This is a genomic window from Sphingomonas radiodurans, from assembly GCF_020866845.1.
Classification (GTDB): domain Bacteria; phylum Pseudomonadota; class Alphaproteobacteria; order Sphingomonadales; family Sphingomonadaceae; genus Sphingomonas; species Sphingomonas radiodurans.
Window position 1 is genome coordinate 3,190,591 of record NZ_CP086594.1, and the last position, 22,547, is coordinate 3,213,137.

Annotated in this window: 23 protein-coding genes and 1 tRNA gene; 15 read left to right on the top strand and 9 right to left on the bottom strand. The window is 66.3% G+C overall.

The genetic code is table 11. The features are described 5' to 3' along the window. Positions 1-10 precede the first annotated feature (10 nt). Together LLW23_RS15015 and brnA are read left to right on the top strand one after the other, a co-directional pair. Positions 11-295: a BrnT family toxin gene (locus LLW23_RS15015; RefSeq protein ID WP_228946303.1), complete on the top strand. Its 285-nt coding sequence runs from the start codon at positions 11-13 to the stop codon at positions 293-295. Then, entirely contained in the window at positions 285-482 is a 198-nt protein-coding gene (gene brnA / locus LLW23_RS17710) for a type II toxin-antitoxin system BrnA family antitoxin (RefSeq protein ID WP_408641975.1), read from the top strand. Before LLW23_RS15015 ends, brnA begins: the two co-directional genes overlap by 11 nt. Here brnA and sdhA read toward each other — a convergent pair whose 3' ends face one another. From sdhA to sdhC, 3 genes are read right to left on the bottom strand one after another with little or no spacing between them, the layout of a single operon-like run. Continuing rightward, positions 483-2,285 (bottom strand): succinate dehydrogenase flavoprotein subunit, encoded by a 1,803-nt coding sequence (sdhA, locus tag LLW23_RS15020; protein ID WP_228946304.1) that lies wholly within the window; start codon positions 2,283-2,285, stop codon positions 483-485. It abuts the gene before it with no gap. Further along, a complete protein-coding gene (sdhD, locus tag LLW23_RS15025; protein ID WP_228946305.1) occupies positions 2,285-2,665 on the bottom strand; it encodes a succinate dehydrogenase, hydrophobic membrane anchor protein in 381 nt (126 codons plus the stop codon). The genes sdhA and sdhD overlap by 1 nt, the downstream gene beginning before the upstream one ends. Beyond that, the gene (gene sdhC, locus LLW23_RS15030; RefSeq protein ID WP_408641976.1) at positions 2,665-3,090 is read right to left on the bottom strand and encodes a succinate dehydrogenase, cytochrome b556 subunit; all 426 of its coding nucleotides are present in this window, start codon (positions 3,088-3,090) and stop codon (positions 2,665-2,667) included. Before sdhC ends, sdhD begins: the two co-directional genes overlap by 1 nt. 150 nt (positions 3,091-3,240) lie before the next feature. Here sdhC and LLW23_RS17560 point away from each other — a divergent pair, with 150 nt between their 5' ends. From LLW23_RS17560 to LLW23_RS15050, 4 genes are read left to right on the top strand one after another with little or no spacing between them, the layout of a single operon-like run. Then, positions 3,241-4,617, top strand: a complete 1,377-nt coding sequence (locus tag LLW23_RS17560) for a methyl-accepting chemotaxis protein (RefSeq protein ID WP_270049241.1) — start codon at positions 3,241-3,243, stop codon at positions 4,615-4,617. Positions 4,618-4,662: 45 nt separating this feature from the next. Continuing rightward, a complete protein-coding gene (locus tag LLW23_RS15040; RefSeq protein ID WP_228946306.1) occupies positions 4,663-6,033 on the top strand; it encodes a methyl-accepting chemotaxis protein in 1,371 nt (456 codons plus the stop codon). 56 nt (positions 6,034-6,089) lie between these two features. Further along, on the top strand, positions 6,090-6,791 hold the full coding sequence (locus LLW23_RS15045; protein ID WP_228946307.1) for an SDR family NAD(P)-dependent oxidoreductase: 702 nt from the start codon (positions 6,090-6,092) through the stop codon (positions 6,789-6,791). Further along, positions 6,781-7,716, top strand: coding sequence for a 50S ribosomal protein L11 methyltransferase (locus tag LLW23_RS15050; protein ID WP_228946308.1), 936 nt, complete (start codon positions 6,781-6,783; stop codon positions 7,714-7,716). Before LLW23_RS15045 ends, LLW23_RS15050 begins: the two co-directional genes overlap by 11 nt. Before the next feature lie 123 nt (positions 7,717-7,839). Here the strand turns inward: LLW23_RS15050 and phhA are convergent, their stop codons facing one another. Both phhA and LLW23_RS15060 read right to left on the bottom strand, forming a co-directional pair. Further along, a complete protein-coding gene (gene phhA / locus LLW23_RS15055) occupies positions 7,840-8,709 on the bottom strand; it encodes a phenylalanine 4-monooxygenase (RefSeq protein ID WP_228946309.1) in 870 nt (289 codons plus the stop codon). A 71-nt stretch (positions 8,710-8,780) separates the two neighbouring features. Next, positions 8,781-9,575 carry a Coq4 family protein gene (locus tag LLW23_RS15060; RefSeq protein ID WP_228946310.1) on the bottom strand — a complete coding sequence of 265 codons (795 nt, stop codon included), beginning with the start codon at positions 9,573-9,575 and terminating at the stop codon, positions 8,781-8,783. Between the two features lie 162 nt (positions 9,576-9,737). Between LLW23_RS15060 and LLW23_RS15065 the strand changes: the two genes are divergently transcribed. Further along, positions 9,738-10,847 carry a DUF5694 domain-containing protein gene (locus LLW23_RS15065; protein ID WP_228946311.1) on the top strand — a complete coding sequence of 370 codons (1,110 nt, stop codon included), beginning with the start codon at positions 9,738-9,740 and terminating at the stop codon, positions 10,845-10,847. Between the two features lie 29 nt (positions 10,848-10,876). Here the strand turns inward: LLW23_RS15065 and LLW23_RS15070 are convergent, their stop codons facing one another. Continuing rightward, entirely contained in the window at positions 10,877-12,298 is a 1,422-nt protein-coding gene (locus LLW23_RS15070) for a sigma-54-dependent transcriptional regulator (protein WP_228946312.1), read from the bottom strand. 128 nt (positions 12,299-12,426) lie between these two features. Here LLW23_RS15070 and LLW23_RS15075 point away from each other — a divergent pair, with 128 nt between their 5' ends. The 7 genes from LLW23_RS15075 to LLW23_RS15105 all read left to right on the top strand — a co-directional run bounded on the left by LLW23_RS15075 (position 12,427) and on the right by LLW23_RS15105 (position 17,397). Next, a complete protein-coding gene (locus LLW23_RS15075) occupies positions 12,427-12,561 on the top strand; it encodes an aa3-type cytochrome c oxidase subunit IV (RefSeq protein WP_228946313.1) in 135 nt (44 codons plus the stop codon). Between the two features lie 3 nt (positions 12,562-12,564). Further along, the gene (locus tag LLW23_RS15080; protein WP_228946314.1) at positions 12,565-13,689 is read left to right on the top strand and encodes an NAD(P) transhydrogenase subunit alpha; all 1,125 of its coding nucleotides are present in this window, start codon (positions 12,565-12,567) and stop codon (positions 13,687-13,689) included. A gap of 62 nt (positions 13,690-13,751) precedes the next feature. Continuing rightward, the gene (locus tag LLW23_RS15085; protein ID WP_228946315.1) at positions 13,752-14,147 is read left to right on the top strand and encodes an endonuclease domain-containing protein; all 396 of its coding nucleotides are present in this window, start codon (positions 13,752-13,754) and stop codon (positions 14,145-14,147) included. 3 nt (positions 14,148-14,150) lie between these two features. Then, positions 14,151-14,450, top strand: a complete 300-nt coding sequence (locus tag LLW23_RS15090) for an NAD(P) transhydrogenase subunit alpha (RefSeq protein WP_228946316.1) — start codon at positions 14,151-14,153, stop codon at positions 14,448-14,450. A 106-nt stretch (positions 14,451-14,556) separates the two neighbouring features. Next, the gene (locus LLW23_RS15095) at positions 14,557-16,062 is read left to right on the top strand and encodes an NAD(P)(+) transhydrogenase (Re/Si-specific) subunit beta (protein ID WP_228946317.1); all 1,506 of its coding nucleotides are present in this window, start codon (positions 14,557-14,559) and stop codon (positions 16,060-16,062) included. A 125-nt stretch (positions 16,063-16,187) separates the two neighbouring features. Beyond that, positions 16,188-17,126 carry a MarR family winged helix-turn-helix transcriptional regulator gene (locus LLW23_RS15100; RefSeq protein ID WP_228946318.1) on the top strand — a complete coding sequence of 313 codons (939 nt, stop codon included), beginning with the start codon at positions 16,188-16,190 and terminating at the stop codon, positions 17,124-17,126. A gap of 195 nt (positions 17,127-17,321) precedes the next feature. Next, positions 17,322-17,397 (top strand) — tRNA-Val (locus tag LLW23_RS15105). A 12-nt stretch (positions 17,398-17,409) separates the two neighbouring features. Here the strand turns inward: LLW23_RS15105 and LLW23_RS15110 are convergent. The 3 genes from LLW23_RS15110 to LLW23_RS15120 all read right to left on the bottom strand — a co-directional run bounded on the left by LLW23_RS15110 (position 17,410) and on the right by LLW23_RS15120 (position 21,600). Then, positions 17,410-18,927 (bottom strand): CpaF family protein, encoded by a 1,518-nt coding sequence (locus LLW23_RS15110; protein ID WP_228946319.1) that lies wholly within the window; start codon positions 18,925-18,927, stop codon positions 17,410-17,412. A 105-nt stretch (positions 18,928-19,032) separates the two neighbouring features. Further along, positions 19,033-20,061: a bifunctional DNA-binding transcriptional regulator/O6-methylguanine-DNA methyltransferase Ada gene (gene ada, locus LLW23_RS15115; RefSeq protein WP_228946320.1), complete on the bottom strand. Its 1,029-nt coding sequence runs from the start codon at positions 20,059-20,061 to the stop codon at positions 19,033-19,035. A gap of 57 nt (positions 20,062-20,118) precedes the next feature. After that, the gene (locus tag LLW23_RS15120) at positions 20,119-21,600 is read right to left on the bottom strand and encodes a tetratricopeptide repeat protein (protein ID WP_228946321.1); all 1,482 of its coding nucleotides are present in this window, start codon (positions 21,598-21,600) and stop codon (positions 20,119-20,121) included. A 114-nt stretch (positions 21,601-21,714) separates the two neighbouring features. On the opposite strand from LLW23_RS15120, the gene LLW23_RS15125 reads away from it, so the two are divergent. Next, complete coding sequence (locus tag LLW23_RS15125; RefSeq protein ID WP_228946322.1) at positions 21,715-22,494, top strand: enoyl-CoA hydratase; 780 nt, start codon at positions 21,715-21,717, stop codon at positions 22,492-22,494. Positions 22,495-22,547 lie beyond the last annotated feature (53 nt).

The following is a 22,547-nucleotide window of genomic DNA, read 5'->3' on the forward strand; positions in this document are numbered from 1 at the left end:
CGTGCGCCTGATGTTCGAATTCGATCCGGCGAAGAGCGAAGCGAACAAGCTGAAGCATGGGATCGACTTCATCGAGGCGCAGGCGCTTTGGGATGATGTCGACCTGACCGATCTGGGCATGGTGGAATATGACGGAGAAACGAGACATATTTTCGTTGGACAATGGCAACGGCGTCGATGGACGGCAATCGTCACCTACCGAGGCGGAGACATCCGCATCATTTCCGTCCGACGTTCGCGATCAAGCGAAGAAATGGCCTACGAGCGTCGCCGAATTCGACCAGATGTTCGATAACGGGGAAGACATTGATCATCTGATCGACTGGTCTTCCGCCGAACGCCTCAATGCATCGACCGAAGTTAGTCTCAGCATGCCGCTTTGGATGGTGAAGCGGCTTGACGCGAACGCCACTCGCCGTGGTGTATCGCGTCAAGCGCTTATCAATATGTGGCTAGCCGATCGACTGGAAGCCGCTCGCTAATCAATAAACCCGCTTCTTCGGCTTGATATACTCGGCGTCGTCGGTGAGCGTGTAATCGTGCACCGGGCGATAATCGATCGCGCAGGTGCCGCCCTTGCCGCCCCATCCGTCGAACGTCGCGGTCGTGTGCTTCATCCAGTTGGCGTCGTCGCGCTCGGGGAAGTCCTCGTGCATGTGCGCGCCGCGGCTTTCCTTGCGGTTGTCCGCGCAACGCATCGTCACCACTGCTTGGCCGATCAAATTGTCGAGCTCGAGCGTCTCGACCAGATCGGTGTTCCAGATCATCGAGCGATCCTTGATGCCGATGTCCTGCATCGACTGATAGGTCGCATCGATCTTGGTGACGCCTTCGGCCAGCAATTCGCTGTCGCGGAACACCGCAGCGTGGCGCTGCATCGTGCGCTGCATCTCGGCGCGGATCTTCGACGTCGGAATGCTGCCCGCAGCGTTGCGGAAATGATCGAGCCGGCCCAGCGCCATCTCTTCCGAGCCCTTGGGCAGCGGATTGTGCGTCGTATTGGGCTTCAGCGTTTCCTTCAGCCGCAGCCCGGTCGCACGGCCGAACACCACGAGGTCGATCAGCGAGTTCGATCCGAGGCGGTTGGCGCCATGGACCGACACGCAGGCCGCCTCGCCAACCGCGAACAGGCCGGGGACGATCGCATCCGGATCGCCGTTCGTCATCTGAACGACTTCGCCGTGATAGTTCGTCGGGATGCCGCCCATGTTGTAGTGGACGGTTGGCGTCACCGGCAGCGGCTGGCGCGTGAGGTCGACACCGGCGAAGATCTTGCCAGTCTCGGTGATGCCGGGCAGGCGCTCGGCGAGCACCTTGGGATCGATATGGTCGAGGTGAAGGAAGATATGGTCCTTCTCCTTGCCCACGCCGCGGCCTTCGCGCATTTCGGCTGCCATCGAGCGCGACACGACGTCTCGGCTGGCAAGATCCTTCGCGCTGGGGGCGTAACGCTCCATGAAACGCTCGCCTTCGGAATTGGTGAGATAGCCGCCTTCGCCGCGCGCACCCTCGGTGATCAGCACGCCCGCGCCATAGATGCCGGTCGGGTGGAACTGGACGAACTCCATGTCCTGCAGCGGCAGCCCGGCGCGCAGCGCCATGGCATTGCCGTCACCGGTGCACGTGTGCGCCGATGTCGCCGACTGATACACGCGCCCGCCGCCGCCCGTCGCCAGCACCACCGCATGCGCGCGGAAGCGGTGGATCTGACCGGTTTCCATGTTCAGCGCGATCACGCCGCGGCATGTGCCGTTCTCCATGATCAGGTCGAGCGCGAAATATTCGACGTAGAAGTCCGAATTATACTTCAGGCTCTGCTGGTACAGCGCGTGCAGCATGGCGTGGCCGGTACGGTCCGCGGCCGCCGCCGTGCGCTGAACGGGAGGCCCTTCGCCCATGTTCTGCATGTGGCCGCCGAACGGGCGCTGGTAGATCGTGCCATTCTCGTTGCGGCTGAAGGGCACGCCGGCGTGCTCGAGTTCGTAGACCGCAGCTGGGGCCTCGCGCACCATATATTCGATCGCGTCCTGGTCGCCGAGCCAGTCCGAGCCCTTGACGGTATCGTACATATGCCACGACCAGTGATCGGGCGAATTGTTGCCGAGGCTCGCGGCGATGCCGCCTTGCGCTGCAACCGTGTGGCTGCGCGTCGGAAAAACCTTTGTGATGCACGCGGTTTTCAGGCCGCTCTCGGCGATGCCCATGGTGGCGCGCAGGCCCGAACCGCCGGCGCCGACGACAACTGCGTCGTAAGTATGATCGATAATCTGGTAGGCGGCAGGCATCAATTGGCTCCAAACGCGATCTTGAGGATCGCGAACACGGCAGTGCCGCCGATTGCGGCTACGAACAGATTTAGGAGTACCATCGCGACAATACGACGTTCGTCACGCTGATAATCTTCGATCACCACCTGCAGGCCGATGCGGAAGTGGTAGAACACCGACAGCACCAGCAGCAGCATCGGCACTGCGACCCAGGCGGACGACAACCAGTCGCGCATCGCGCCGTAATCATAGGCCGGGCGCCGTGCGAGCGAGATCAGCAGCCAGCTCATCAGCAGGATGTTCGATCCCGCGGTGATCTTCTGGTGCCACCAGTGATGCGTGCCCTCGTGCGCGCTGCCAAGGCCGCGGACGCGGCCGATCGACGTTCCCGACCCCATTACTTGGTCCCTACGTAAAGCCAGAAGGCGAGCGTCAGAACCGCCGCGCCGACGAAGGTGAGCCGTGCGAGGTTCTGGTTGAGCTTCAGCTCGAACCCGGCGCCGGTATCCATCACCAGATGGCGGATGCCGCTCATCATATGCTGGAACAGCGAATAGGTGAGCCCGACCCCGAGCACCCAGCCGATGATGTTGAGGCGGCCATCGGCATAGGTGAACACGTTGCGGAAATCGGCGTACGCCTCGGAACCCGAAGCGAGCGCCGCCAGGAACCACACGAGCAGCAATGCGCCGACCGTCGCCATCCCGCTGCCAGTCGCGCGGTGCAGGATCGACACCGTCATCGCCGGGCTCCAGCGATAATGGATCGCGAGTGGACCGGCGAACAGGTGCGGGCTTTTTGGTCGAGCGGGCTTAGAGGCCAAGGCGTAACTTCCTGCGATGAGCCGATGGATCGGCGCGGCATATGCGGCGCACACCCCCATGATGCAACCCGGCGCATCCTCCTGCGAGACGATTGCAGCGCCGCCGTCCTAACCCACGTTTAACCACTCCGCCGCTAGGCCGGTGTCACCATGACCCGGGAGCACACCGCCTTGTCCGACGATCTGCCAGCGCTGGGCGTCATCACGCGCGAGATCGATCTGGAGGCTCGCCTGCGCGTCTTCGATTTCGATCACACGCTGGCAGCAACCAGCCGCGCGGTCTGGGCAGCGATCGAGCCCGAGATCCGCAGCATTTCCGAGGCTTATTGGCAGCAATGGCTGCGCTGCTTCGACGATCGCCGCATCTGGGCGGCGCATGATACCGAAAAGATGATCGACATCGGCTGCACGTTCCTGCGCAACCGCTTCCTCGCCACCGCCCAGCGCGAGTGGATCGAATCGATCGAGCGATCGGTCGCCGCGGCTTATCAGGCGGAGGTAACGCCGATGGCGCTGCTGTCGATGATCAGCGCGAGCGATCGCGCGGCGCTCGGCGTGCTGTTGCGTCGCTGTCCCGCCGGGGATGCGCGTCTGCCCGAGATGATCGACACGCTGATGCGACTGTCGGCGCTTGAAGGCGAGATCACCGTCGCGATCTACAGTGATTATCGCAAGCATAGCGCCCGGTCGTCACGTGATCGACTGGCCGCGGATTTCCGCGTCGGTATCGCCGCTACGGTCGAGGAAGCCACGGCCGAGGGCGGTCACCTGCGCATCCAGGCCTCCGGAGCGTCGGCGTCGGCTCGCGGCGTGCTCGGCAAGGCGAGCGAAGTCGCTGCGGCAGCCGAGCAATCCGCCGTCGCGATGCGCGATGCCGCCTCGACCGCCGCCGGGCTGATCCGCGCCATCGAAGACGCCCGCGCCGAAGTGGAGGCCGCCGCGGAAATCGCGACGCGCGCTGCCGGGCAGGCCGAGCAGGCAGTCGGCGTCAGCGGCGCATTGAGTGACCATGCCAAGTCAATTGAATCCATCCTCAGCCTGATCCGCGACATCGCAGGGCAGACGAACCTGCTGGCACTGAACGCCACGATCGAGGCGGCGCGGGCGGGGGATGCCGGTCGCGGCTTCGCGGTCGTCGCACAGGAAGTGAAGAGCCTCGCCAACCAGACCGCGCGCGCCACGGACGATATCGCGGGCAAGATCGCCGCGATTCAGTCAGCCACAAAGGTGACGGTAGATACCAGCGCCGGCATCCGCGCCACGATCGGCGAGGTGCAGGTGTCGGCCACGCGCATCCGCCACGCGATGGAGGCGCAGGCGCAGACCGTCACCGCGATCACCGCAGCAGTCGATGAGACGGCGCTCGCCGCGGATTCGATGTCCGACACGATCGCGGCGATCCACACCGATACCGAGTCAGTCGCTGGCGAGATCGATTCTTTAGGTGCCGGTTTCGATCGTCTCGCCGGGCGGCTGGGGCTGCTCAACGGCAGCGCCGGGGATTTCGCCGCGCGCGTCGCGGCCTGAGTAAAGTCGATCGTGCCGCATGACCGCACGACGCAGGAGGTAGGGATGGCTGAAGAGCCGACGATGACACTCGGTGGCTGGGGTGGCCAGGCTCGGGCGCTTGCCGCTCACGTGAACGAATATGATTGGGACAGGGGGATTGCGCCCGGCGCGGCGGAAATCGACGCGCTGCTGACCGGCGCGGATTGCGATGCGATCGCTGTGGCGTTCTGGAGCCATTATCTGGCATTGCCGGCCACTCGGCATATCCTGCCGCTGGTCAATCCGGCCTGGCATGAAAAGCAGCGCGCGCGCAGTTCGCGCTATATGCGGATGAAATATACCGCACCGTTCGACGAGGCGTGGAAGGTGGCGGCGGAAAAGCACGCCGATATGTCACGCGTGTCCGGTGTGCCGCTCGCGGCGCTGACGGCGGCGCTGGCCTTTGCTCATGCCCATACGCTGGCGGTCATCGAGGCGCGCGTCGATGGTGACATTGGACGGATGCGGCGGCTTGCCGACGTGGTGCAGCGGCTTGCGCTGATCGAGGCGGACATCATGTCGGCGTATCTGGCGCGCACCGATAGCGAACGCGTGGCGCAGGAGCGCGCCGCGCACGCACAGGCGTTCCGCGATCATATCGCGGGCGCGATCGATGGTGCCGCCGCGCTTGGCGAACGGCTCCGCACGCAAGCGGCGAACGCGGCGCGATCCGCCAGCTCGATGATCGGTCGCGGCGCCGAGGTCGCGGCCGCAGCGGAGGAATCCGCGATGGCGATGCGCGACGCCGCCTCCACCGCGGCCGGGCTGATCCGCGCGATCGAAGATGCCCGTGCCGAAGTCGAAACCGCTGCGGAGATCGCGACGCGCGCGGCGGGGCAGGCCGATCAGGCGGTCGGCGTCAGCGAGGCGCTAAGTGATCATGCCAAATCGATCGAATCGATCCTCAGCCTGATCCGCGACATCGCGGGGCAGACTAATCTGCTCGCGCTCAACGCCACGATCGAGGCGGCGCGGGCAGGGGATGCCGGCCGCGGCTTTGCGGTGGTGGCGCAGGAGGTTAAGAGCCTCGCCAACCAGACCGCGCGCGCCACCGACGACATTGCCGGCAAGATCGCCGCGATCCAGTCGGCTACGCAAGTCACGGTCGATACCAGCGCGGGGATTCGCGCCACGATCGGCGAGGTGCAGGTTTCGGCCACGCGCATCCGGCACGCGATGGAAGCACAGGCGCAGACGGTGACGGCGATCACCGCCGCGGTCGACGAAACCGCGCTCGCGGCCGACGCGACGGCTGGCAACATGACCACGATCATGCGTGACGGCCAGACGTTCGCGCGCGACTTCGACGCGCTCGGCACCGACTTTGCGGCGATTGACGAGCGCGTGATCCTGTTGCGCACTGCTGCGGAGGAGTTCTCCACTCAGGTGGCGTAACGGGTTACCCGGCGGCAGGAATTGAGCGCACGGGCGGCGGAGTCTATGGCCGCGGCATGACCAACATCCTTCTCACCGGCGCCTCGCGCGGGATCGGCGCCGCGATCCGCGCCGCGCTTGCGCCCCAGGCGACTGTCGTCGGCCATGCGAGCCAGGACGGCACCGACACGATCGGCGCTGATCTCGACCAGCCCGGGGCGGCTTCGGCCTTGTGGCACGCCGCACGCGACCGGCTCGGCACGATCGACGTGCTGATCAACAACGCGGGCGTCTTCGAGGCGAATCCGATCGAGGCCGACGACGCGGCCTGGCACGCGAGCTGGGAGCGTACGATGCGCATCAACCTCACCGCCTCCGCCGAACTGTGCCGCTTGGCGGTGCTTCACTGGCAGGAGCGCGGCGTGCCGGGACGGATCGTCAACGTCGCGAGCCGCGCGGCGCATCGTGGCGACAGCCCGGCGCACTGGCATTACGCTGCCTCCAAGGCCGGCATGCTGGCAATGACCAAGACGATCGCGCGCGCTTACGCGAAGGACGGCATTCTCGCCTTCGCAATTTGCCCCGGCTTCACCATGACCGGGATGGCCGACGATTATCTCGCCAGCCGTGGCGGTGACAAATTGCTCGCCGACATCCCGCTCGGGCGCGTGGCGATGCCTGATGAGGTCGCCGAAATGGCGCGCTGGCTCGCGCTCGACGCGCCGGCGTCGATGACCGGTTCGGTGCTCGACGTTAACGGAGCAAGCTATGTCCGATAGCTGGAAGGTCACGCTGCCCTGCACCCGTGCCGAGGCGGAGGCGATCGATGCCGCCGACGATCTCACGATCGACGCCGTGCTGATGACCACCGAGGAGGTCGAGGACGATGTCGAGCGTTGGCGGCTCGACGCTTATCTCGAGCACGAGCCCGATGCGGCGACGCTGGCCGCGATCAGCGCGTTGGTGCCGAGCGCCGCGGGTACGGCGCCCGCGGTCGCCCCGATCGTCGCGCAGGACTGGGTCGCGTTGTCGCAGGAGGGGCTGGAGCCGATTCGCGAAGGCCGCTTCGTCGTCCACACCAGCGCACACCCGACGGAGGCACCCGAGGGGGGTAGGGCGCTGTTGATCGACGCTGGCCGCGCTTTCGGCACCGGGCATCACGCGACCACCAGCGGCTGCCTCGCGATGCTCGACGGGCTGGCCGAGCGCGCGTTTGCCAGCATCATCGATGTCGGCACCGGCACGGGCGTGCTCGCCTTCGCCGCGGCGCATCTGTGGCCGAACGCACGGGTCGTCGCGACCGACATCGATCCCGCCGCAATCGAGGTAACGCAGGCCAACGCAATCGCGAACGACATCGCAGGCGTCGAGCTGATCGTCGCCGACGGCGCGCTCAGCGACGCCATCACCGCGCATGCACCGTACGATCTGGTGATCGCCAACATCCTGGCCGGGCCGCTCGTGTCGATGGCGCCCGAACTCGCCGCGATCGCGGACCCCGGGGCGACGATCGTACTGGCGGGGCTGCTGGAAACGCAGCGCGAGGCGGTGATCACCGCCTTTGCGGAATGCGGCTGCAGCCTGGAAGATGCCGACACGCGCGGTGATTGGACGATCCTGCGCCTTGCCGCCGGCGCGCTACGCTATGTTCCGGAGCGTGCGCCTGATCCGAAGGGACGGGACGGGTGGGCGCTGGATATCTAAAGGCTGCCGTCGCCTGCCCCAACCGTCACGCCGGGCTCGTCCCGGCATCCACGCCGCCGCGAGCGCTGCAGGTGTTGCGTCCGCGGAACCGTGGACCCCGGGACAAGCCCGGGGTGACGAATGTTAGGATGCCAATTTCCCCCGCGCATATTCCTGCGTGCCCCGCGTGATCACCTCGTCCTCGGTGACGATCTCCGCCACCGCGATCTCCGGCTGCTCCTTGATCATCTCGTACAGCGGCGCAAAGTCGGTCTCGACCGTCGCGCGCAGCAACGCGTCGAAGCTCGGCACGACGAAATAATTCTGCTGGAAATCGTCGATCCGATAATCCGTGCGCATCACTCGCGCGAGATCGAACTGCAGCCGATGCGGCGATGGATCGTCGAGCGCAAAGCGGCTCTCCGCGTAGCTCGAGACGATCCCGGAACCGTAGATGCGCAAACCTTCGGGCTCCGCGATTAGCCCGAACTCGACCGTATACCAGTAGAGCCGCCCGAGATACTTCAGCGCATCATGCTGCATCGCGCGCTGCCCGCCGCGGCCATAGGCTTCGAGGTAGTCGGCGAACACCGGATCGGCCAGCATGGGCACATGGCCGAACACATCATGGAAAACGTCCGGCTCCTGCAGGTAATCGAGCTGGTCGGGGCGGCGGATGAAATTGCCGGCGACGAACCGCCGGTTCGCCATGTGATCGAAAAACACCTCGTCCGGTACCAGCCCCGGCACCGCGACGACTTGCCAGCCGGTAAGGTCCATCAGCCGGTCGGACAATTCTGCGAAGTCCGGAATGCCCGGCTTCGATAGCTTAAGCACGTCGAGCCCGCGCAGCCACGCGTCGGACGCGCGCCCGGGCAGCAGCTTCGCCTGACGCGCGAACAGCGTGTCCCACGTCGCGTGCTCTTGCGCGGTGTAATGCGACCAATCCTGCGGCACGGTCCAGTCGGCAGCGGTGCCGGGCGGCGGGGTCAGAAGCGTGGAGGTATCGGCCATCTCAAGCGCATAGCATGCTGCGCCGCAACCACCACCGTCATGCCGGGCGTATCCCGGCATGACGGCGAGGTTTATGCCGCGAGCCGCTGCGGCTCGGCCGCTTCTTCGCGGCGTGCGCTGAGGTACGACGCCATCTCTTCGCCAAGCTCGCGCTGCGCGCGCTTGTAGATTACCGGCTCGGTCAGCCCGAGCCGCTTGCGGGCGGCGCCGATCGGCTCGTCCATCAGCTTCAGGATGTCCTCCCCCGCAAGCCACTTGGCCTGCTTGCCGCGCTGGTACCCTTCGGCCACGGCACGCGCGAACAGCGTGTTCTTGGTGACGCCGAAGCTCTTCAGCGCCGCCGCGCTGCCGATGAAGGCCCAGCCGAGCCCGCCAACCTGCGCATAGCTGAACGCCACCAGCGCCGCCTCGCCCAGGCTCTCGTCAGCCTTGTAGCCGGTCAGCACGTGCCAGATGTCGTGCATGTCGCGCGTGCGGCGGCCGAACCAGGCATAGGGATGTTCGATCTCGGCATTGTCGTTGCCGACCTTGCTGACTTCGACGAGGCCGTCAGCCGAATAGCCGGTGCTGTCGAGGAAGTCGCGATAGGCCGCGCCGACGGTGCCGGGTGCGAAGCTGTTGACCCACTCACGATCGGAAAACCGCTCGGCGAGGTTTGCCTGCTCCAGCGCGATGCGGCCGCCCTCGGGCGTCGCGAGCAGCTTGGCATAGCCCCATTCGGTGCTGCCCGTGTTGAGCGCACGCATGATGCGGAACACCTGCACGGTATCGTCGCCGTTGTTCAGCAGCTTCTTGATCGCATCGAACGCCGTGCGCCAGTCGCGCCGACCGGTCGTGCCGGGGAAGGGGGGAAGCGTAGCGGCCATCGATTCGGCTCCTTATTGACAGTGTTGTCAGTAAGCGATTTGCGAATGTTCGTCAAGGCGGGTCGGCAAGCGTCTGGCGGGGACGCCGACCATGGAGCGATGATTTCACGCGGGAGCGCCGGCAATCAGTGTATTGCATGACCAGCACACTGTGGCTAACAAATGTTTATGTTGCTTCTTGAACGCTTCGCTTCTCCGCTCGCCATGTTGATGTTGCTGGCCGCGACGTGTGCCGCGCAGGCGCAGGATTATCGGCCGGCGTTCCGGCCCGACACGTTGAAGGGGCCGCCGCCAGGACGGCCGAACGAGGTGCTGGTGCTGGGCACGACGCACCTGTCGACGCTGGGCAAGGATTTCTCGGCAACGCTGCTCGCGCCACTGCTCGATCGGCTCGCGGCGTGGCAGCCGACGGGTATCGCGACCGAGGATCTGTCGGGGCTGCAATGCGACAGCTTGCGGCGTCACCCGTCGCGCTACGCGGCGACGGTGAAGGATTATTGCTCCGATCCAGCGGCGGCATTCCGCGCGACCGGGCTCGACGTGCCCGCCGCCAATGCCGAGGCCGAGCGGCTGCTGGCGGCATGGCCGGCCGCGCCGTCGCCCGCGCAGCGGCGGCATCTGGCGGCGATTTTCATGGCGGCTGGGGAGCGCGGCTCGGCTTTGGTCCAGTGGCTGCGGCTGCCACCGGCGGAGCGGCGGCCGGGCGACGGCCTCGACGACGCATTGGTCGCTGCGCTGGAAAAGCTGCGGGTGGAGCGCAACGAAACCAGCCTGATCGCCGCAGCGCTGGCGGCCCGGCTCGGGCTGGAGCGCGTGTGGAGCGTGGACGATCATTCCGCCGATAGCCCCGAGAGTGCCGATCCCGCCGAGCGCAAGGCGGCCGGCGATGCGATCATGCGCGCTTGGGACAGTCCGGCGACGCATGCCCGCCAGGCCGAGAACGAGCGGCTGGCGAAGGGCCTGGCGGCACCGGGCGGCGTGCTGGCGATGTATCGCGCCTACAACGCCCCCGACGCGCCGGCGCTGGCCTACCGCTCGGATTTCGGCGCGGCACTGGTGGAGCCGTCACCGCAGCAATTCGGGCGCGGCTATGTCGGCTATTGGGAGACGCGCAACCTCCGCATGGTGGCGAACATTCGCGATGTGCTCGCCCGCCAGCCGGGCACGCGGCTGCTCGCGATCGTCGGCGCTTCGCACAAAGGCTATTACGAAGCGTACCTCAACCAGATGCACGACGTGCGCCTGGCGGATGCCGGTATCGTGCTGCGCTGACGCTGGCCGCTCCCGCTGAGCGCCTCGGGTCAGGCGGCGTTGTCGATGCCCAGCTCGCCCAGCTTGCGGTACAGCGTCGAACGGCCGATCCCGAGCCGCCGCGCAACTTCGGTCATCCGCCCGCGATAATGGCCGATGGCTAGCCGGATCACATCGGCTTCGATTTCCTCAAGCTGGCGCAGATTGCCGTCCGGGTGGAACAGCGTCACGCCGCCCGAAGTCGCCATTTGCTGCGGCTGGGGCAAGCGATCGACCCGGCGGTTGGCGGTCGCGATCTGCGGGAAGTCGGTGCGGGTCAGCGCGTCGCCCTCGCACAGCACCGCCGCGCGGAAGAGCGCGTTCTGCAACTGGCGCACGTTGCCCGGCCAATCGTAATCGACCAGCAGCGCGAGCGCGTCGTCGGTAATGCCGAGCTCCTTCAGCCCCGGCTGATGCGCGATCCGCGCGAGCAGATGGCGCGCCAGCGCCGGAATGTCCTGCGCCCGCTCGCGCAATGGCGGGATCGTCACTTGCACGACGTTGAGCCGGAAATAGAGATCCTCGCGGAAGCGCCCCGCCTCGACCTCGTCGATCAGCCGCTTGTTGGTCGCCGCGATGACGCGCACGTCGACCTCGCGGGCGTGGCGCGCACCGATCGGATGCGCCTCGCCTGACTGGAGCATCGCGAGCAGCTTGGCCTGCGCGTCGAGCGGCATTTCGCCGATCTCGTCGAGGAAGATCGTGCCGCCATCGGCATCGACCAGTCTGCCGATCTTGCGCTCGAACGCGCCGGTGAAGGCGCCGCGCTCATGCCCGAACAGCTCGCTTTCGACGAGGTTGGGGGGCAGCGCGCCGCAGTTCACCGTGATCATCGGCTTCTTCGATCGCGGGCTGGCGGCATGGACCGCCTCGGCGACCACTTCCTTGCCGACGCCGCTTTCCCCTTCGATCAGCACCGCGACGCGCGCGCGCGCGGCCTTGGCGGCGATCGCCAGCGCGGCGCGGAACTGCGGTTCGGATCCGACGATCTCGTCGAAGCCGAGCAGGGCCGGGATCTTTTCGGTCAGCGGTCGCAGCTCGCCTGCGGACGTGCCGACCACCGCCGCGTCGAGCGCGCGCAGCATCCGTTCGGGGGCGAGCGGCTTGACGAGGAAGTCGGTCGCGCCCGCGCGCATCGCGTTGACGGCATGGCTGACCGAGCCGTTGGCCGTCAGCACCAGGATCGGCAGCGCCGGGCGACGCGCGCGCAGCTCCGCGATCAGCGCCGACGCATCGGCATCCTCGCCCCAGTGATCGAGCACGATCGCATCGAGCTGCATGCCGTCCTGCGTGCCGAGCGTGGCAATGGCGGTGTCCGAATCGCCCGCGAACAGCGTGCGCCACCCGCCACGTGAGGCGAGTGCCGCCACCAGCCGTCGCTGTGCGGGTTCGTCGTCGATCAGCATCAGCATGCGCTGGCCGTTTCGCGTCATTTCCTGTCCCGTCTCCGTCCCGAGGATCAGCTTTAGCCGCACCAAGTAAAAGCGCCCTTAAGCAGGGTTGAGGCTGGGCACGTCGCCGGATAAGGTGATCGCAAGAGCAATCGACGAAGAGGATGACTATGGCCGACCATCGTGCCGACGCCGGCGATATCAAGGCGCATGCCGCCACTTACGATGGCGTCATCAGCCTGCTGAAGTGGGGCACGATCGTGAGCGTCCTGATCGCGGCGCTCGTCGTCTGGCTGATCGCGTAAGCCATGAAGATCGCTGTCCTCAAAGAGGGGGCGGACGGCGAACGGCGAGTGGCGGCGACACCGGAAACGGTGAAGAAGTTCATTCAGCTTGGTGCCGATTTCGCCGTGGAGACGGGCGCGGGCGTGACCGCGTCGATTGCCGACCAGGCTTATGCCGATGCCGGCGCGATGGTCGCCGATCGCGCCACAGTGCTGGCGGGGGCCGATATCATCCTCGGCGTGCAGGGGCCGGACCCGGCGTCGCTCGCCGGCGCCAAGCCGGGCGCCTGGCTTGCCGCTGGGCTCAACCCGTTCGGTGAGCGCGCCCGCGTCGACGCTTATGCGGCGGCGGGGATCGAGGCGCTGGCGATGGAGTTCATGCCGCGCATCACGCGGGCGCAGTCGATGGATATCCTCTCCTCGCAATCGAACCTGTCGGGCTACAAGGCGGTGCTCGATGCCGCGGCCGAATATGGCCGCGCGTTTCCGATGATGATGACGGCGGCGGGGACGGTTTCGGCCGCCAAGGTCTTCGTGATGGGCGTCGGCGTCGCGGGCTTGCAGGCGCTCGCCACCGCGCGGCGGCTCGGTGCGCAGGTGTCGGCCACCGACGTGCGCTCGGCGACCAAGGAGCAGATCCAGTCGCTCGGCGCCAAGCCGATCTTTGTCGAGAATGTGAAGGGCATCGAGGGCGAAGGCTCCGGCGGCTATGCGACCGAAATGAGCGAGGAATATCAGAAGGCGCAGGCCGAGCTGGTATCCGGCCATATCGCCAAGCAGGATATCGTCATCACCACCGCGCTGATCCCCGGCCGGCCCGCGCCGCGCCTGATCAGCGACGCACAGATTGCGACGATGCGCCCTGGCAGCGTGATCGTCGATCTCGCGGTCGAGCAGGGCGGCAACGTCGAGGGCGCGGTGCTGGGCGAGGTCGTCGAGCGCCACGGCGTGAAGATCGTCGGCCACCGCAACGTGCCCTCGCGGCTCGCGGCGGATGCGTCGGCGCTGTTCTCGCGCAACCTGTTCAACTTCCTCTCCGCCTTCTGGGACAAGGAAGCCGGCCGCCCCATCCTCGATGAGGAAATTGGCGATGCGGTACGGCTGACGAAGGATGGCAAGGTTGTTAACGCGCGTTTGCTTTCATCATGATCCTCCCCGGAACGGGGAGGGGGACCGCGCCCGAAGGGCGTGGTGGAGGGGGCCAGCGTCCGATGCTGCGCCCTGAAGTGGTGATCGCCCGAAAGCTACGGCGCGTGATGAGCTATCCTGAAGTCCCGCTGTGGCAGCGTCTTCGCGGCGGCGTGGTGCGGTTTCGTCGGCAACATCCGATCGGGCCGTATGTGGTCGATTTCTATTGCGCTGAGGCGCGCCTCGTTATCGAGGTGGATGGTGAAGTCCATTCTCAGCCTCGAGCGATCGATGATGATGCCAGCCGAGATCGATTTCTTACCGACAACGGATATCGTGTCTTGCGCATCCCTGCCGCTGACATTCTGAGTCATGCTGACGAGGTAGCTGCCTCGATCGCGTCGCTCGTTGCCCGCCCCCTCCACCACCGCCCTGCGGTCGGCGGTCCCCCTCCCCGTGCCGGGGAGGATCAGGAGTAGACCATGAACTTCATCGCGATCCTGTCGATCTTCGTGCTGGCTTGCTTCGTTGGCTATTTCGTCGTTTGGGCGGTCACGCCGGCGCTGCATACGCCGCTGATGGCAGTCACCAACGCCATCTCCTCGGTCATCATCGTCGGAGCGCTGATCGCCGCCGCCGCCAGCGGAAGCTCAAGTTCGAAATGGCTCGGGCTGCTTGGCGTCGTGCTGGCAAGCATCAACATCTTTGGCGGCTTCGCGGTCACGCAGCGGATGCTCGCGATGTACAAGAAGAAGGAGCGGCCGGCGGTCGCGAAGCACTAAACACGACCCGGCACCCCGGCGAATGCCCGGGGTCGCGCGCCACAGGCACGCGTTGGGGGAGGGCGGTCCCGGTTCGGGCCAGGACGACGGAACAGGGGAACAGGTAGTGGAACAGGTCGCGGACAATCCCTGGGCAGCGCTCGCCTATCTGGTGGCGGGGGTGTGCTTCATCCTGGCGCTGCGCGGGCTTTCAAGCCCGGCGTCGAGCCAGGCCGGCAATCGCTTCGGCATGATCGGCATGGCGATCGCGGTGGTGACGACGCTCGTCACGCACGTGCCCGTCATGCCCGTGCTCGCGATCGGCGAGGTTTCAGGCTATGATTACGCTGCCGTGATGCAGCGGATCGACACGCTTGCGGTGATCGAAATCCTCGCCGCGATCGGCCTGGGCGCCGCGATCGGCATCGTTACCGCGCGTAAGATCGCGATGACCGACATGCCGCAGCTCGTCGCCGCGTTCCACAGCCTCGTCGGCCTCGCCGCAGTGCTGGTCGCCGTCGCTGCCTACCTCAACCCGGTCGCGTTCGGCATCGCCGATATTGTCACGCCGTTGATCGGCCAGCCGTTCGCCTCGATCCATCCGGTCAGCCGGATCGAGATGATCCTCGGCGTCGCGATCGGCGCGATTACCTTCTCAGGATCGGTGATCGCCTTCCTCAAGCTCAACGGCAACATGGGCGGCGCGCCGATCATGCTGCCGATGCGCCATGCGATCAACATCGGCGTCGGGCTGATGATCGCCTTCTTCGCGTTCAACTTCTGGCTGACGCAGGAGCCGATCAACTTCTGGATCGTCGTCGCGCTGTCGTTCGCGATCGGTTTCCTGCTGATCATCCCGATCGGCGGCGCCGACATGCCGGTCGTCGTGTCGATGCTGAACAGCTATTCTGGCTGGGCCGCCGCGGCGATGGGCTTCACGCTGCACAATACCGCGATGATCATCACCGGCGCGCTGGTCGGCAGCTCGGGCGCGATCCTTAGCTACATCATGTGCCGCGCGATGAACCGCAGCTTCATCAGCGTGATCGCCGGCGGCTTCGGTGCCGAAGCGTCGGCCGGCGGTGGCGAAGCGAAGGAGCAGCGCCCGTGGAAGCGCGGCTCGGCCGAGGACGCCGCCTTCCTGATGAAGCAAGCCGAGCAGGTCATCATCGTCCCCGGCTACGGCATGGCCGTAGCGCAGGCGCAGCACGTGCTGCGCGAAATGGGCGACAAGTTGAAGGAAGAAGGGGTGCGCGTGAAATACGCGATCCATCCCGTCGCCGGGCGCATGCCGGGCCACATGAACGTGCTGCTCGCCGAAGCCAACGTGCCCTACGATGAAGTCTTCGAGCTGGAAGACATCAATTCCGAGTTCTCGCAGACCGACGTCGCGTTCGTGATCGGCGCGAACGATGTCACCAACCCGGCAGCGAAGACCGACAAGACCTCGCCGATCTACGGCATGCCGATCCTGGATGTCGAAAAGGCCAAGACGGTCCTGTTCGTCAAGCGTTCGATGGGCGGTGTTGGCTATGCCGGCGTCGACAATGACGTGTTCTACATGGACAATACAATGATGCTGCTGGCCGACGCGAAGAAGATGGTCGAGGAGATCGTCAAAGCGCTTGGTTAATGCAATTTAATCCATAATGGTTACTGTTAGGTACAACATAGTATAGTCCGTCCATCTTGGAGGCTTATGGTGCCTTTCCGTGGCAAGCCGAAAGGGGTGCGGTTCGCCACGGATCGGAGCAGCGCATGAACGTGACGACGCATGATGTTGTGCCGGGGCAGGGCGCGCGTATTGACGCGATCATTGTCGGCGGCGGGGGATATGGAACGGCAAGCACCGCTGTTGAGGCGGTCGGCCTGGCCGGCGGGCGCGTGATTGCGCAGGTCGAATGGGATGAGGCGGTCGAGCGGATCAGTCTTGTGGGCGCAAGGCCCGTGATCCTGCTCGAGGCGCAGGACGTTGCCGAGGACCGGCTTGCCGAGACGCTTCCGCGGCTCGACGGTCTGGCTGCCGGACGCGATCTTTCGGTGATCGCCGGCATTGCCGAGTCGCAGATCGACACAACGGCTGCCGGATTGCTGGTGTCGGGACATGAGATCCTATGTGCGCCTCGTCCATTCGACTGGGTGGGGGCGCTCGCGTCGCTGCAACTAGTCGATCAGCTCGTGCTGCACGACCGCGTCGGGGAGAGCGAAAGCGTGCGCCTCGCGCATTTGAACGCTGAGGTCGCGCGCATCACGAACGTGCTGGCGAGCCTCTCGACGCACGATGATCGTGCAAAGCCGAATGTCGCCGACCGCACGCTCGGCTTCGCCGCCGAGAGCGATGGCCGTCCGGCCGTTGCGCCCGCCGAAATCCGTCACATTGTGCGCGCGCGGCGGATGCGGGATCGGCATTTCGGCGAAGGAATGTTCGAGGATCCCGCGTGGGATATGATGCTGGATCTCTACGCGGCGCACTTGGAACGCGCGCAGGTGTCGGTGTCGAGCCTGTGCATTGCCGCGGCGATGGCGCCTACCACAGCGTTGCGCTGGATCGCGCGGCTCACCGAAGCGGGCCTGTTCGAACACCGCCCCGATCCGTTCGATCGGCGCCGCGCCTTCATGTCGCTCAGCGAGAGCGGTCTTGACGCAATGCATCGTTATGTCGCGACCGTCCGTGCATTGGACTTGCCGTTGGTCTAGATGTTGCGGCCGACGCGGGGCTCAGCGAAGCGGCGTTCGACCTGAACCTCGGTTTAATCGACCGCAGTTTCGCTTGGGGCGAACAACCCGCCGAGCACCGGGGCAATGCGCTCGCGGTTACAACCGGCATGTTCCAGGCCAGGAAGTGCCTTGTGCGCTCCACAAATCGCGCTACACCGCCGGCCTCCCGAGAGGGGGCGCTTAGCTCAGCTGGTAGAGCGGCTCGTTTACACCGAGTAGGTCGGCGGTTCGAACCCGTCAGCGCCCACCATCCGCCCGGCCCCTAGAGGCACGCCTCAAGGAACGCGTGGTCGAAGCCGAACTGCTTGGCCTTGTCGAGCGAGTAAGGCCGCAACCCCATCGCGCGATATTCGCCGATGATCTTCCCATCGGCGCCCTCGTCGAGATATTCGAACTTGAAGAGCTCCTGCGTCACGATGACGGGGCCTTCCATGCCGATCACCTCGGTCACGTTGGTCACGCGGCGCGAACCGTCGCGCAGACGCTTTACCTGGATGATCATGTCGACCGAATCGGCGATCTGGCGGCTGATCGCTTCCTTCGGCACTTTAATGTCCGACATCATCACCATGTTCTCCATGCGCGCCAGCGCTTCGCGTGGCGAGTTGGAGTGAAGCGTACACATCGAGCCATCGTGCCCTGTGTTCATCGCCGAGAGCATGTCGAAACACTCTGACCCGCGAATCTCGCCCAGGATGATGCGATCCGGGCGCATACGCAGCGCGTTCTTCACAAGGTCGCGGATCGAGATCTCGCCCTGACCCTCGAGGTTGGCGGGGCGCGTTTCCAGCGGCAGCCAGTGCGGCTGCTGCAGGCGAAGCTCGGCGGCGTCCTCGATCGTCAGCACGCGCTCGCCCGGGTCGATCATCTTCGATAGCGCGTTCAGCATCGTCGTCTTGCCCGAGCCGGTGCCGCCCGAGATGACGATGTTGAAGCGGCACGCCCCGGCGATTTTCAGCGCGGTCGCCATCTTTGGCGACATCGAGCCGAAGCCCGCCATCATGTCGAGCGTGATCGGCTTGGCGGAGAATTTACGAATCGAGATCGCGGTGCCGCGCAACGACAGCGGCGGCACGATCACGTTGACGCGGCTGCCGTCCTTGAGCCGCGCGTCGGCCAGCGGCGAGGTCTGATCGACGCGCCGGCCGACCGAGTTGCAGATGCGCTGCGCGATCTGGAACAGATGCTCCTCGTCGCGGAACTGGATGTGCGCGAGCTGCAGCTTGCCCTTCTTTTCGATGAAGGTCTGGTCGGGCCCGTTGACCATGATGTCCGAGATTTCCGGATCGGCCAGCAGCTCCTCAAGCGGCCCGAGCCCGAGCAGTTCGTCGACGAGCACCTTTTCCAGCGCGAATTGCTCGCGCCGATTGAGCGTCAGCTTCAGTTCGGCGAGCACTTCTCCGATGATCGGGCGGAATTCCTCCGCCAGCTCGTCCTTGCCCAGCGTCGCGGCGGCCTCAGGATCGACACGTTCGAGCAGGCGCGGCAGCACCTGTTCCTTGATCTTGTGGATCGACTGTTCGAAGCCCTCGACGCGGCTGTTGCCCGCTTCACCGGAGGCGGCTTGGCGATCCGCGAGGCGCTGCATCGCGTCGCCCTGGCCAGCCATCCCGCCAACCAATTCGGGCGCGGCGATCTCACCCGGCATCGCGACGCTGTCGAGCGGCGGAAACTGCTCGCCACCTTCGGGCCGGCCGGAGCCGCCCTGCATCGGCCGGGCGACGCCAAATCCCGGGCGTGTGCCCGATCCTACCCCGTTACGACGCCCGAATGCGCTCACGTTCGCTTCCCGTCCCACTAATCGACAGGCGAACGCTACCCGGAACGGTTTTCGATTTGCTTAATGGCCATATACCGTTGGTCGCGGGGCGAATTTGCGCCGGATCTAGCCACGCTCGCGCGCCAGCAACGTGCGCTTGCGCTCGGGGCCGTAGGCATAGCCGCCGATCGCGCCATCGGTGCGAGTCACGCGGTGGCAGGGGATCAGCACCGGCACATGATTCGCGCCGCATGCCGATCCGGCCGCGCGCACCGCACCGGGGCGGCCGGCCATCGCGGCAAGCTCGGCATAGCTGCGCGTCTCGCCCGGCGGGATTGACCGCAACGCTTGCCAGATAGCCTCCTGAAACGCGGTGCCGCGCACGTCGAGCGGCAAGTCGCGATCGCGCTCGGGCGATTCGACCGCTTCGACGACTTGCGCCGCCAGTGTTGCCAACGCCGCGCCGCCGGGCAGGATCTCCGCACGCGGGAAGATCGCGCTCAGCGACGTCGCGTCCGCATCGAACGCGATCCGGCACAGCCCGCGATCGGTCGCGGCGACCAGCATCGCGCCGAGGCTCGTGTCGACGATCACCCAGCGGATCGTGACGCCCGCCCCACCGCGCGTCCAGGCGCTCGGGCTCATCCCCAGCCGCGCCGCGCCATGCGCATAGAATCGGCTCGGCGCGGAATAGCCCGCTTCGTAGATCGCCGCGGTCACGCTGCTGCCGTCCGCCAGCGCAACCGCCGCGCGCCGCGCCTTCAGCCCGCGCGCATAGGCCGCCGGCGTCACCCCGGTCGCGCGCTTGAACAGGCGGTGGAAGTGGTGCGGTGCATAGCCGACCCGCGCCGCCAGCCCCTCCAGCGAAGGCGCTTCCTCCGCAGCCTCGATCCACTCGATTGCTTGCGCCACCGCGACGCGATCGCGCCCTACCTCGTCGGGGCGGCAGCGCAGGCACGCGCGAAACCCTGCCGCCAGCGCTTCGGCCGGCGCCGTATAGAAACGCACATTCTCGCGCTTGGGGTGACGCGCCGGGCAACTCGGCTTGCAATAGATCCCGGTCGTCCGCACCGCGACGACGAACTGCCCGTCGGCGTTGCGATCGCGGTGCTCGAAGGCGGCCCAGGCAGCGTCGGTGTCGATGGCGTCGGTCATGCCGCTGATGTACGCGCTTGGGCGAGCGCGGGCATCCCGTGACTTGCGATCAAAGCGTCAGAAGCCTGAGCGCTGGATGGCGAAGCGGCGCACGCCCCCGGCCTTCTCGGCCGCGGCCTGCACGTCCGGACGCTGGCCTACCGCCGTCCATGCGGCACGAATCGGATCTGGCGGCAGGCGCGTCGAGGGCTCGTCGAACGTGCTGAGTTCCTCAAGCGCACGAGCGCGCCGCTCGGGATTGGCGAGCCGCGCAACGAGCGACGCGGCGGCGCCTTCCTGATCGCCGCGACACAATAGCAGCGCCGTGGCAGTGGCTGGATCATCGTCTTCATGCGCGCGGGCGTAGGCGAGATCGGTGTCGGCGCCGGACTGGTCACCGGTTCGCACCCGCGCGCAGCCGCGCACGGAGATCATCTGCATCACGCCGTACGGACTGGCGCTGCCGTCATCGGTCTTGAACCCGGCCAGCGTCGCAAGCGCGGCGGCCGGGTCGCCCGTGACGAGCTGCGTGTTTGCGAGATTGATGGTCAGGCTGACGTTGGTCGAGCCGTGCTCCGACAGCGCGCGGCCGCTGCGCAGCGCGGCGATCGCCGCCGGCGCATCGCCATCGGCGTGGTGCGCGCGTGCGATCTGATCCCACCACCAGATTGCCTGTTCGTCGCGATCGACCAGTGGGGCGTTGCCCATCACCTTTGCGCGAATCGTATCGAGCGTGGCGAGCGCCTCGCGCGGACGACCGAGCAGGCGCAGGTCGTCTGCGACGCGGACGAGCGGGCCGATCGCATCGGGATGGCGGTCCGCAGCGGTGCGTTGCGCGGCGAGATCGCGCTCTACGGTCGCGCGAATGTCGTATTCGGCAGGGAAGGCGGCGCGGAAGCGCGGATCGAGCGTGAGGCCGACCACAAGCGAGGGGCTCGTCAAGCCGCGGACCAGATCAAGCGCGGCCTTGGTGTCTCCGGCTTCCTGCAGGGCAAGGGCGTTGCGGTAGCGGAAACCCTCGTTGGTCGCGCCCGGCTCGTCAGGCCAATAGCTGTCGGCGGCCAGCACCGTGAGAAGGCGCTGGCGCAGTGCGGCAAGCTTCGCCCGCTTCAGCTGGGTGTCGATTGTGTATAGATTACTGATCGGCAGCGCGTTGAGCGTCGCGCCGCGGCCATTGCTGAGCGCCTCGATCGTGGCGACGACCGCCGGCCAGTCTTTTCTCTCGACCTCATAGTATAGCCGCAAGCGCCAGAGGTAGTCGTCGCTGTCAGGCAGTGTGCTTCCTGCCAGCGCATCGTCATATGCGGCGCTTGGTTGCTTGAGTTCGTGCAGGCAGCTTGCCGACAGATGCAGCGTGACAAGTCGTAACGCAGGTACATCGGCGAACTCGCGCATCGTCTTCAGCTTGGCGACCAGCGGCAGGACAGCGTTGCAGTCACCGCGCTCAGCCGCCGCAACCACTCGGTTAAGTAAGCCGACGGCGGGCGGCTCCGCCTGCTCGGCCGCCAAGGCCGACACCCCGAGCGACAACGCCGCTCCGAAGAAGATCGCTCGTTTCACGCATGCCCCCCGACGATACGAGCGCATGCTATGGCCGCGCCGGTGCCGGCGCCAGAGGCTTGGTGCGGAGTGGAACATCGCGGTAGGACGGGATCAAACACGGGAGAGATGCTGATGACCGATCTGGTACTGGTCGAAAAGGCCGATGGCGTCGCGACGGTGACGCTGAACCGGCCGCAGGCGATGAATGCCCTGTCGAAGGCGCTACGCACGCGGCTGTATCAGGTGATGACCGCGATCGACGCGGATGATGAGGTGCGCGCGGTCGTGCTGACCGGCGCGGGCGAGCGCGCCTTCACCGCCGGGCTGGATCTCAAGGAGCTGGGCTCCGAGCCCGGAGCGCTCGGCTCCGCCAACGCCACGGGCGCGCAGGAGAACCCGGTCAAGGCGATCGAGCTATGCCGCAAGCCGGTGATCGGCGCGATCAACGGGGTCGCGATCACTGGCGGGTTCGAGGTGGCGCTCGCCTGCGACATCCTGATCGCAAGCGAGAATGCGCGTTTCGCCGATACGCACGCGCGCGTCGGCGTGATGCCCGGCTGGGGCCTCAGCCAGAAGCTGTCGCGGCTGATCGGCATCTCGCGCGCGAAGGAATTGTCGCTGAGCGGCAACTTCCTCGATGCGGTCACCGCGGAACGCTGGGGGCTGGTGAACCGCGTCGTCCTGGCCGCCGAGCTGCTGCCTGCCGCGCGCAAGCTGGCCGCCGACATTGCCTCGGCCGACGCGGACTTCATCGGCGCTTACAAGAAGCTGATCGACGATGGCTTCGCGCGCCCGTTCGGCGAAGCGATGGCACTGGAGCATGAGCGTTCCTCTACCGCCAATGCCGCGGTCACCCCCGATTCCGTCGAGGCGCGGCGCGCCGCGGTGCAAGCGAGGGGCCGGGCGCAATAGGGGTTTCGCTGTGCGGAAGTGGCGCTAACCTGTTTGTCCATTGGGGGATGGGG

Bases quoted from the DNA above. Each gene is read 5' to 3' on its own strand.
- LLW23_RS15015 (WP_228946303.1), top strand. From the start codon at position 11: ATGTTCGAATTCGATCCGGCGAAGAGCGAAGCGAACAAGCTGAAGCAT.
- brnA (WP_408641975.1), top strand. From the start codon at position 285: ATGTTCGATAACGGGGAAGACATTGATCATCTGATCGACTGGTCTTCC.
- sdhA (WP_228946304.1), bottom strand. From the start codon at position 2,285: ATGCCTGCCGCCTACCAGATTATCGATCATACTTACGACGCAGTTGTC.
- sdhD (WP_228946305.1), bottom strand. From the start codon at position 2,665: ATGGGGTCGGGAACGTCGATCGGCCGCGTCCGCGGCCTTGGCAGCGCG.
- LLW23_RS17560 (WP_270049241.1), top strand. From the start codon at position 3,241: ATGACCCGGGAGCACACCGCCTTGTCCGACGATCTGCCAGCGCTGGGC.
- LLW23_RS15040 (WP_228946306.1), top strand. From the start codon at position 4,663: ATGGCTGAAGAGCCGACGATGACACTCGGTGGCTGGGGTGGCCAGGCT.
- LLW23_RS15045 (WP_228946307.1), top strand. From the start codon at position 6,090: ATGACCAACATCCTTCTCACCGGCGCCTCGCGCGGGATCGGCGCCGCG.
- LLW23_RS15050 (WP_228946308.1), top strand. From the start codon at position 6,781: ATGTCCGATAGCTGGAAGGTCACGCTGCCCTGCACCCGTGCCGAGGCG.
- phhA (WP_228946309.1), bottom strand. From the start codon at position 8,709: ATGGCCGATACCTCCACGCTTCTGACCCCGCCGCCCGGCACCGCTGCC.
- LLW23_RS15060 (WP_228946310.1), bottom strand. From the start codon at position 9,575: ATGGCCGCTACGCTTCCCCCCTTCCCCGGCACGACCGGTCGGCGCGAC.
- LLW23_RS15065 (WP_228946311.1), top strand. From the start codon at position 9,738: ATGTTTATGTTGCTTCTTGAACGCTTCGCTTCTCCGCTCGCCATGTTG.
- LLW23_RS15070 (WP_228946312.1), bottom strand. From the start codon at position 12,298: ATGACGCGAAACGGCCAGCGCATGCTGATGCTGATCGACGACGAACCC.
- LLW23_RS15075 (WP_228946313.1), top strand. From the start codon at position 12,427: ATGGCCGACCATCGTGCCGACGCCGGCGATATCAAGGCGCATGCCGCC.
- LLW23_RS15080 (WP_228946314.1), top strand. From the start codon at position 12,565: ATGAAGATCGCTGTCCTCAAAGAGGGGGCGGACGGCGAACGGCGAGTG.
- LLW23_RS15085 (WP_228946315.1), top strand. From the start codon at position 13,752: ATGCTGCGCCCTGAAGTGGTGATCGCCCGAAAGCTACGGCGCGTGATG.
- LLW23_RS15090 (WP_228946316.1), top strand. From the start codon at position 14,151: ATGAACTTCATCGCGATCCTGTCGATCTTCGTGCTGGCTTGCTTCGTT.
- LLW23_RS15100 (WP_228946318.1), top strand. From the start codon at position 16,188: ATGAACGTGACGACGCATGATGTTGTGCCGGGGCAGGGCGCGCGTATT.
- ada (WP_228946320.1), bottom strand. From the start codon at position 20,061: ATGACCGACGCCATCGACACCGACGCTGCCTGGGCCGCCTTCGAGCAC.
- LLW23_RS15125 (WP_228946322.1), top strand. From the start codon at position 21,715: ATGACCGATCTGGTACTGGTCGAAAAGGCCGATGGCGTCGCGACGGTG.